Genomic DNA, 9,613 nt, shown 5'->3' on the forward strand with positions numbered 1-9,613 from the left:
AATTTGCCTTTGAATTGCGAATTTTGCCGAATTCTGCTGAATTTTGCCGAATTTTTACATTTTGAATTTTTACACTTTGTTTACGCCCCCTGTTTAAGTCTTTACGAATTTTTTACATGCTTCTGACTATGCTTCACTGTGTAAAAACGAAGGAGCAAAACATGGAATATCTGATGGAATTTTTATATCTCGCAGGCATGGGAATTTTCTTCCTGCTGGTCTGGGCGTTAGTGCTGGCCTGCGACACTCTGGGAGCAAAAGCATGAATCCCTTCTACATCCTGGGCACGGTGGTGGCTGCCGCCCTGTTCATCTATCTGATCGCAGCCTTGTTGAATGCCGAGGAGCTGTGATGACTACGCAAGCAATTGTTTTATTGGTATTGTTCCTGGTCGCGCTATTGCTCTTGTCATACCCCTTGGGCGGCTTCATCGCCAGGATAGCGGATGACAAGGCTGCTGTACCAGGCATGGGCTGGTTGCGCTGGTTGGAAAAAGGCCTGTACCGCCTCGCAGGCGTCAAAACTGAAGCGGGTATGGGCTGGAAGCAATATGCCATCGCCCTGCTGATCTTTAATACCCTTGGCGCGCTGCTGGTATATGCAGTGCAGCGCCTGCAAGCCTGGTTGCCTTTGAATCCTCAGAGCCTGGCCAATGTCAGCATGGATTCTTCTTTCAATACCGCGGTCAGCTTTGTCGCCAATACTAACTGGCAAGGCTATACCGGTGAATCCACCATGAGTTACCTGACCCAGATGCTGGTGCTGGCCGGGCAAAACTTCTTTTCCGCAGCAACCGGCATTGCCGTGGTGTTTGCACTGATACGCGGTTTCAGCCGTCATTCAGCCACGTCCATAGGCAATTTCTGGACTGATATAACTCGCTCTACTTTGTACCTCCTGTTGCCACTGTCGGTGATATTCGCCGTCTTCCTCATGGGCCAGGGCGTGATCCAGAATTTCTCTGGCTATAAAGATGTACAGTTGATTGATCCTGTCACTTATAGCCAGCCCAAGCTCGGCCCTGATGCGCAGCCTTTAAAAGATGACAAGGGCGCACCTGTCATGGAAACCCTGACGACGACTACCCAGACTTTGCCCATGGGCCCGGTGGCTTCGCAAGAAGCCATCAAGATGCTGGGTACCAATGGCGGCGGCTTTTTCAATGCCAACTCGGCACATCCATATGAAAACCCCAGCTACCTGAGCAATTTCATGCAGATGATTGCCATCTTCCTGATCCCCGCCGCGCTGTGCTTTGCCTTTGGCCACATGGTCGGTGATATGCGCCAGGGCTGGGCGGTATTGATGGCAATGACAGTCCTGTTCGTGGCCATGACGCTGACTGTGATGCTGTCAGAGCAGCAGACTCATCCCGTACTGGCCAGCATGAATATCGACCAGGCCACGTCAGCACTGCAAGCCGGTGGCAATATGGAAGGCAAGGAAACCCGCTTCGGCATCAGCGCATCGAGCCTGTTTGTTGCGGTAACGACGGCAGCGTCTTGCGGCGCAGTGAACGCCATGCATGATTCCCTCATGCCTATCGGCGGCCTGGTACCTATCGTACTCATGCAGTTTGGTGAAGTGGTGTTTGGCGGCGTAGGCAGTGGCCTGTATGGCATGCTGATCTTCGCGATACTGGCGGTGTTTATCGCTGGCCTGATGATAGGCCGGACACCAGAATACTTGGGCAAGAAAATCCAGGCTTATGAAATGAAGATGACATCCATCGCCATTCTGGTAACTCCAGTATTGGTGCTGGCGGGCACGGCCATCGCGGTCATGTCGGAGGCAGGCAAGGCCGGTATTTTGAACCCGGGTGCCCATGGTTTTTCTGAAGTGCTGTATGCCTTTACTTCAGCCGCCAACAACAATGGCAGCGCCTTCGCTGGCTTGAGTGCGAATACACCTTTCTACAACATCATGCTGGCGATCGCCATGTGGTTTGGCCGCTTTGCCATGATCGTGCCTGTGCTGGCGATAGCCGGTTCACTGGCAGGCAAGAAAAGGCTGGAAGCCAATGCTGGCACCATGCCCACCCATGGTCCCATGTTCATCGCCCTGCTGGTGGGTACGGTGGTGCTCATCAGTGTGCTCAATTATGTGCCTGCCCTGGCCTTGGGCCCGGTGGTTGAACATTTGCAGCTGATAGTGAAATAACGCGCGGAATAATTTGTGGATTCTGAATGACGGCTTGCCTGATGGCGCGGTCATTCAGACTCACTCGTAGTTTAAGGGGATTAAAATGTCTAGTACCAGTGTACAAAAGTCGATAGACAGCAAAGTCAATACAGCCGCCAAACCTGGCGCTGGACAAGCTGGCGACTCCATATCCGGCGGCAAGCCACGCTTGTCGCTGTTTGACAGCAGCCTGATCATGCCTGCCGTCATCGATTCATTCAAAAAACTCAGCCCACGCACACAATTGCGTAGCCCGGTGATGTTTGTCGTGTATGTAGGCAGCATCATCACCAGCATGCTGTTCGTGCAATCTTTGATGGGGCAGGGTGAAGCCAGCCCTGGTTTTATCCTCGCCATTTCCATCTGGTTATGGTTCACCGTCCTGTTTGCCAATTTTGCCGAGGCACTGGCAGAAGGCCGCAGCAAGGCCCAGGCCGCTTCCCTGCGCGCATTGAAGCAAACCGTGATGGCCAAAAAACTGGCCATACCAAAACACGGCACCACCTGGCTGCCAGCCCAGGCCAATGACTTGCGCAAGGGTGACGTGGTACTGGTCGAAGCCAATGACGTCATTCCTATCGATGGCGAAGTCATCGAGGGTGTGGCGACGGTGGATGAAAGCGCCATCACCGGTGAATCTGCACCCGTGATACGTGAATCAGGTGGTGACTTTTCTGCTGTTACCGGTGGAACCCGCGTCCTGTCTGACTGGCTGGTGATGCGCGTGACATCCAACCCGGGTGAAGCCTTCATCGACCGCATGATCGCCATGGTCGAAGGCGCGAAACGCCAGAAGACCCCGAATGAAGTTGCCCTGACCATTTTGCTGGTGGCCCTGACCATCATCTTCCTGGTGGTGACTGTGACCTTGCTGCCATTCTCGCTGTTCAGTGTCGATGCCGCCAAGGCCGCGGGTTTTGCTTCTGCCCCTATCTCCATCACGGTGCTGATCGCCCTGCTGGTCTGCCTGATCCCTACCACCATAGGCGGCTTGCTGTCTGCGATTGGTGTAGCTGGCATGAGCCGCATGATGCAGGCGAATGTCATCGCCACGTCTGGCCGTGCGGTGGAGGCTGCAGGTGACGTTGATGTGCTGATGCTGGATAAAACCGGCACTATCACCCTGGGTAACCGCCAGGCATCTGATTTTTTCCCTGCGCCCGGCGTGAGCTTGCCGCAACTGGCTGATTCTGCCCAACTGGCTTCTCTCGCAGATGAGACACCAGAAGGCCGCAGCATTGTCATCTTCGCCAAGCAAAAATACAATCTGCGTGAGCGTGAGATGGCCAGCCTGAATGCGACTTTCGTGCAATTCACCGCGCAAACCCGCATGAGTGGTGTCGATATAGGCAATCGCCAGATACGCAAGGGCGCTGCAGATTCGGTCAAGAAGTTCGTGGAATCGCTCGGTCGCCCTTTCCCTGCCGAACTCAGTAAAACCGTGGATGATATTTCACGCCGCGGCAGTACGCCATTGGTGGTGGTGGATGATGGCAAGGTCATGGGTGCGATAGAGTTGAAGGATATCGTCAAGGGCGGCATCAAGGAAAGGTTTGCCGAGTTGCGCCGCATGGGTATCAAGACCATCATGATCACCGGTGACAACAGGCTGACAGCTGCTGCCATCGCAGCCGAGGCCGGTGTCGATGACTTTCTGGCAGAAGCCACGCCAGAAGACAAGCTCAAACTGATACGCAGCCACCAGGCTGAAGGCCGCCTGGTCGCCATGACAGGTGATGGCACCAATGATGCACCGGCACTGGCTCAGGCTGACGTGGCAGTCGCCATGGCATCCGGCACGCAGGCAGCAAAAGAGGCCGGCAATATGGTCGATCTGGATTCCAATCCTACCAAGCTGCTGGAAATCGTCGAGATAGGCAAACAGATGCTGATGACACGCGGTTCGCTGACGACCTTCTCGATTGCGAATGATATCGCCAAGTATTTTGCGATTATCCCGGCAGCCTTTGTCGCCACTTATCCACAGCTCAAAGCGCTAGACATCATGCACCTGACCAGCCCTTCATCGGCCATCATGTCTGCGGTGATCTTCAATGCCCTGATCATCGTCTTCCTGATCCCGCTAGCTTTGAAAGGTGTCAAATATCGCGCCATCGGTGCATCGCTGCTATTGCGCCGCAATCTGCTGATCTATGGCCTGGGTGGCATTGTCCTGCCTTTTGTTGGCATCAAGCTCATTGATGTCATCCTGGCTGTGTTGCACCTCGCCTGAATTTATATCGCTCAATAAGGAATCATCATGAGTACCAATACAAGCGCTGTTACAAACCCCGACGCTGGCAATTCTATCTTCCGCCCCGCCATCGTCCTGCTCGCCGGGCTGACACTGGTGGTTGGCGTTATCTATCCCTATGCGATGACAGGTCTGGGTAAGGTAATTTTTAACGATCAGGCAGAAGGCAGCCTGGTCGTACAGGGTGGCAAGACTGTGGGTTCTTCCCTGATAGGCCAGTCTTTCTCGTCGCCAAAATACTTCTGGGGCAGACCATCTGCCACTGGCCCTATGCCGAACAATGCCCTGGCATCCAGCGGTTCCAACTTTGGCCCTAGCAATGTGGCGCAATTTGATGCCATCAAAGGCCGGGTAGAAGCATTGAAGGCGGCTGACCCTGGCAATACGGCAAAAATCCCTGTCGATCTGGTGACGGCATCGGCCAGTGGGCTTGATCCTGAAATCAGCCTTGCGGCGGCCAATTACCAGTTGGCCAGGGTGGCACGCGAACGCAAGCTGCAAGAGTCGCAAGTCAAGGCTATCATAGACCAACTGGCGCAACAGCCTGCTTTGGGTCTGCTGGGCGAGGCCAGGGTGAATGTGCTGGCTTTGAATCTGGCACTGGATAAACTCTCTAAGTAATTCAAGATAAGAAGTACAAGAAAAACCGATATGGCCACTAATAGCGAACAACGCCCTGACCCTGATGTCTTGCTTGCACATGTGCAGGAGCAAGAACGCCGGGCCACGCGTGGCAAGCTGCGTATCTATTTCGGTGCATCCGCTGGCGTAGGCAAAACCTACGCCATGCTGACTGCTGCCCGCAAGCTGGTGGCCGAGGGCCAGCAGGTATTGGTTGGTGTTATAGAAACCCATGGCCGTGATGAAACCGCAGCCTTGGTCGATGGTCTCGAAGTCTTGCCACCCAGGGCCATCGCCTACCGCGACAAGACCCTTAGTGAATTTGATATAGACAGCGCGCTGGAACGCCATCCACCCTTGATACTGATGGATGAGCTGGCGCATTCGAATGCCGCCGGTTCACGCCACCCCAAACGCTGGCAAGATGTCGATGAATTGCTGAGCGCTGGTATCGATGTCTACACCACCGTCAATGTCCAGCATCTTGAAAGCCTGAATGACGTGGTCGGCGGTATCACCGGCATACGCGTCAATGAAACCCTGCCAGACAAGGTGTTTGATGAGGCTGATGAAGTCGTACTGGTGGATATCCCTGCCGACGAATTGCTGGCCAGGCTCAAATCTGGCCGCGTGTATAAATTGCAACAGGCAGAACGGGCTGCCAAGAATTTTTTCCGCAAAGGTAATCTGATCGCCTTGCGCGAACTGGCCCTGCGCCGCACTGCCGACAGGGTCGAAGATGATGTACAGGCCTATCGCATAGAAAAATCCATAGGCACGATCTGGAAAACCGACGCCGCCCTGCTGGCCTGCATAGGCCCACATGGTGATGCTGACCACCTGGTGCGTAGTGCTGCCCGCCTGGCCAGCCAGATGAATGCAGAATGGCATGCCGTGTATGTAGAAACACCGCAACTGCAAAGGCTGCCATCGGCGCAGCGTGAACGCATTTTAAAAACCCTGAAGCTGGCGCAAGACCTGGGTGCGACCACGGCTGTGCTGACTGGCAAGGACATTGCACTGGCTATCGTTGACTATGCCCATAGCCATAACTTTTCACGCATCGTCCTGGGACGGAGTAAAGCAAGCAAATGGCGATTTGCCTGGCGTCAAACGACGCATCTGCATGATATTGCGGCCTATGCACCCGACCTGGACTTGATTGAGGTTGGACAAAGCCGCACTAGTGCTACCGACAATGATCATGAAAAAAATGCAGCGCCTGGCAGTGCCAGTGAGCTGCCCAGCCCGCGCGTACCAGCACGGCATTGGCGTTATGTTTATGCGGTGCTGGCCAGTGTTGCCACCGGCCTGATAGCTACGCCCTTATTTGAGGTATTCAATCTCGTCAATATCGCCATGCTGTTTTTATTGACGGTGGTGCTGGTGGCCGTCAAATTTGGACGTGGCCCTTCGGTACTTTCCACTATTGTCGGTATTGCTGTATTCGATTTCTTTTTTGTACCACCACGTTTTTCTTTTGCAGTCAGCGACTTGCAATATCTGATGACCTTTGCCGTCATGCTACTGGTTGGTTTGATCACTGGTCATCTGACTGCTGATTTACGTTATCAGGCCAGGGTGGCATCGCACAGGGAATCGAGGGCGCGTGCCTTGTATGAATTCGCCCGTGATTTATCCGGGGTTTTATTGGCAGAACAGATTTCAGAAACCACCCAGCTCATCATACAAAGAGCCTTCCGCGCCCAGGCAACCCTGTTGTTACCGGATGATAGCGGGCGTTTGCTGCCCCCTGCCACTGCAGTAAGCGGCCTGGACATGGGCATCGCGCAATGGGCGTTTGACAAGGTAGAAGCAGCAGGCATAGGCACAGACACCCTGCCCGCCAGTAACTTCTTTTACCTGCCGCTGGTCGCGCCCATGCGCACCCGTGGCTTGCTGGCGATACAACCAGAGAGCAAGCGCTGGATCATGATACCCGAGCAAAGGCAGCAACTTGATACCTTCGCCGCCCTGGCAGCAATCGCACTGGAACGCGTGCACTATATCGAGGTCGCGCAAGATGCCCTGATCCATATGGAATCTGAACGCCTGCGCAATTCATTGCTGGCGGCGTTGTCGCATGATTTGCGCACACCGCTGACTTCGCTGGTAGGTATCTCGGAATCCCTGGCCATGTCCAAACCCACGCTGGCAGATGCACAATTGCATATGGCGCGAGCCCTGCGTGATGAGACCTTGCGCCTGTCTGCCCTGGTGACTAATCTGCTCGACATGGCAAGGATAGAAAGCGGCGAAGTCAAACTGAATCTGCAATGGCAGACTTTTGAAGAAGTGGTCGGTACTTCCCTGCGCATCTGCAGCGCGCAATTGCAGACACATAAAGTGGAAACCAGGCTGGAAGCCGCTTTGCCGCTAATCAGTTTTGATGCCGTGCTGATAGAGCGGGTATTGTGCAACCTGCTGGAAAATGCCTGCAAATATACGCCAGAAAATTCACTTATTACGATCTCGGCAGAACTGAATGGCAGCATGTTGGAAGCCAAGGTCTATGACAACGGGCCGGGTTTGCCAGCTGGGCGTGAAGAAGCCATATTTGAAAAATTTACCCGGGGTGAACGTGAGTCTGCCCTGCCCGGCGTTGGCCTGGGGCTGGCAATTTGCCGTGCCATTATCACGGCCCACAAGGGCAGCATGCATGCAGCGCAGTCGCCGAACGTCGGAGGCGGAGCCTGCTTCATCTTTACCCTGCCTTTAGGCACGCCACCGGCGATGCCTGATCTTGAAGAATAAGCACACGATGACTACTGCTAGCCAAACAACACCAGTCGCCTTGCTGGTTGAAGATGAACCACAGATACGCCGCTTCGTGCGCAATGCGCTCGAAGAAGAACAATGGCAAGTCCATGAATCGGTGAACCTGCAGCGCGGCCTCGTCGATGCCGGTACACGCCAGCCTGACCTCATCATCCTTGACCTGGGTTTGCCAGATGGTGACGGCATCGATTTCATCCTCGATGTACGCAAATGGTCTAACGTACCTATCATCGTCTTGTCTGCCCGCGTCAGTGAACAGGACAAGATCAAGGCGCTCGATGCCGGGGCCGATGATTATCTCAGCAAGCCTTTTGGTGTTGGTGAATTGCTGGCACGCGTACGCGCGACTTTCCGGCGTCAGCGCCAGCCTGGTGTCAATCTCGATGGCATCGTCCAGTTCGGTGATGTCAAGGTCGATATGAAAGCCCGCCTGGTCACCAAGGCTGGGGCGATGGTGAAGCTGACACCGACAGAATTCCGGCTGCTGATGGTGCTGGTCACCAATGTTGGCCGTGTTGTCACCAACCCGCAACTACTGCGTGAAGTCTGGGGGCCTAGCCATTCTGAAAGCGGCCATTACCTGCGCATCTACATGGGGCATTTGCGACAGAAACTCGAAGATGACCCGGCGCAGCCGCGCTATCTGTTGACAGAGACAGCCATAGGCTACCGCTTGCTCTTACCTAGCTAAAACCATACCAATATTTGAATAACCGGCAGCTTCCTGGCTCGCCGGTGGGACTTTTGCATCCTTAAATTTTGCAAATACTTTTTTGAGAGGACTCAAATGAAAAAACTCATCATGGCAGCAGCCATCAGCACCGTCTTTTTTGCCGGATATGCCAGCGCAGAAGATACCAAACCTGAGCATGAAGTCAGCTTCAATGCAGCAGTGACTTCTGATTACCGTTATCGCGGCATTTCACAAACACGTTTGCAAGCTGCATTGCAGGGTGGCGCTGACTATACCCATAACCCCAGCGGCTTTTATGCCGGCACATGGGCATCCACCATCAAATGGACCAAGGATGCAGGTGGTGGTGGCGATGTAGAGATTGATCTGTACGCAGGCAAGCGCGGTGAACTCAGCAGCATCAGCAAGGACATCAGTTATGACGTCGGTGTACTCAGCTACGTCTATCCATCCAATGGCCTGGCGGTGAGCGCGAATACCACAGAAATTTATGGCCAGCTTTCTTATGGTCCGGCTTATGCCAAATATTCACACTCTGTCACCAACCTGTTCGGTTTTGCTGATAGCAAAAACAGCGGCTATCTGGACCTGGGCGCGAATGTGGAAATGGCTACCGGCCTGACGCTGAACCTGCATGCCGGTCACCAGCAAGTCAAGAACAATGGCGCTTACAGTTATACAGACTGGAAGCTAGGTCTGACAAAAGACTTTGGTATCCTTACAGGTGCTGTAGCCGTCATCGGCACCAATGCTGGTGAAGTGGCTTATGCATCACCAGCCAATGGCAAGTTCCTGGGCAAGACAGCGCTGGTAGTCACGGTTAGCAAAACGTTTTGAATAAGTCCTGATTAACATTGTAGGGTGCGCCGTGCGCACCGTTTCTCTTGTCAAAAATGGTGTGAGTGTACGAGAAATGGTGCGCACGGCGCACCCTACAAAACTCAGGTCTCTTTTTTTGAATAAATAAGGTAATCCCCCGGCTCTGCCGGGGGACTCCTCAAGGTTTGACCTATACGGCGGTCGGTTTGAAACTTCTATCTCTACCAAAAGAAGGAGTTTCAAGATGAAAGAGTATCAAAGTTTGA

At 53.8% G+C, this 9,613-nt stretch carries 7 protein-coding genes; all 7 read left to right on the forward strand.

The features are described 5' to 3' along the window. Window positions 1–262: 262 nt before the first annotated feature. The 7 genes from kdpF (at window position 263) to ACO0LL_RS15640 (ending at window position 9,365) form a co-directional block, all read left to right on the forward strand. Window positions 263–352 carry a K(+)-transporting ATPase subunit F gene (gene kdpF / locus ACO0LL_RS15610; protein ID WP_422951770.1) on the forward strand — a complete coding sequence of 30 codons (90 nt, stop codon included), beginning with the start codon at window positions 263–265 and terminating at the stop codon, window positions 350–352. Then, complete coding sequence (gene kdpA, locus ACO0LL_RS15615; RefSeq protein ID WP_422951771.1) at window positions 352–2,160, forward strand: potassium-transporting ATPase subunit KdpA; 1,809 nt, start codon at window positions 352–354, stop codon at window positions 2,158–2,160. Before kdpF ends, kdpA begins: the two co-directional genes overlap by 1 nt. A gap of 217 nt (window positions 2,161–2,377) precedes the next feature. Then, window positions 2,378–4,414 carry a potassium-transporting ATPase subunit KdpB gene (gene kdpB / locus ACO0LL_RS15620; protein WP_422951779.1) on the forward strand — a complete coding sequence of 679 codons (2,037 nt, stop codon included), beginning with the start codon at window positions 2,378–2,380 and terminating at the stop codon, window positions 4,412–4,414. 27 nt (window positions 4,415–4,441) lie between these two features. After that, window positions 4,442–5,056: a potassium-transporting ATPase subunit KdpC gene (kdpC, locus tag ACO0LL_RS15625; protein ID WP_422951772.1), complete on the forward strand. Its 615-nt coding sequence runs from the start codon at window positions 4,442–4,444 to the stop codon at window positions 5,054–5,056. A 30-nt stretch (window positions 5,057–5,086) separates the two neighbouring features. Next, entirely contained in the window at window positions 5,087–7,810 is a 2,724-nt protein-coding gene (gene kdpD / locus ACO0LL_RS15630; RefSeq protein ID WP_422951773.1) for a two-component system sensor histidine kinase KdpD, read from the forward strand. A 7-nt stretch (window positions 7,811–7,817) separates the two neighbouring features. Beyond that, window positions 7,818–8,525: a two-component system response regulator KdpE gene (kdpE, locus tag ACO0LL_RS15635; protein WP_422951774.1), complete on the forward strand. Its 708-nt coding sequence runs from the start codon at window positions 7,818–7,820 to the stop codon at window positions 8,523–8,525. Window positions 8,526–8,621: 96 nt separating this feature from the next. Further along, window positions 8,622–9,365, forward strand: a complete 744-nt coding sequence (locus ACO0LL_RS15640; RefSeq protein ID WP_422951775.1) for a TorF family putative porin — start codon at window positions 8,622–8,624, stop codon at window positions 9,363–9,365. Window positions 9,366–9,613: the final 248 nt, after the last annotated feature.

The sequence above is a fragment of the Undibacterium sp. TC4M20W genome (genome assembly GCF_049340245.1).
Taxonomy (GTDB): domain Bacteria; phylum Pseudomonadota; class Gammaproteobacteria; order Burkholderiales; family Burkholderiaceae_D; genus Undibacterium.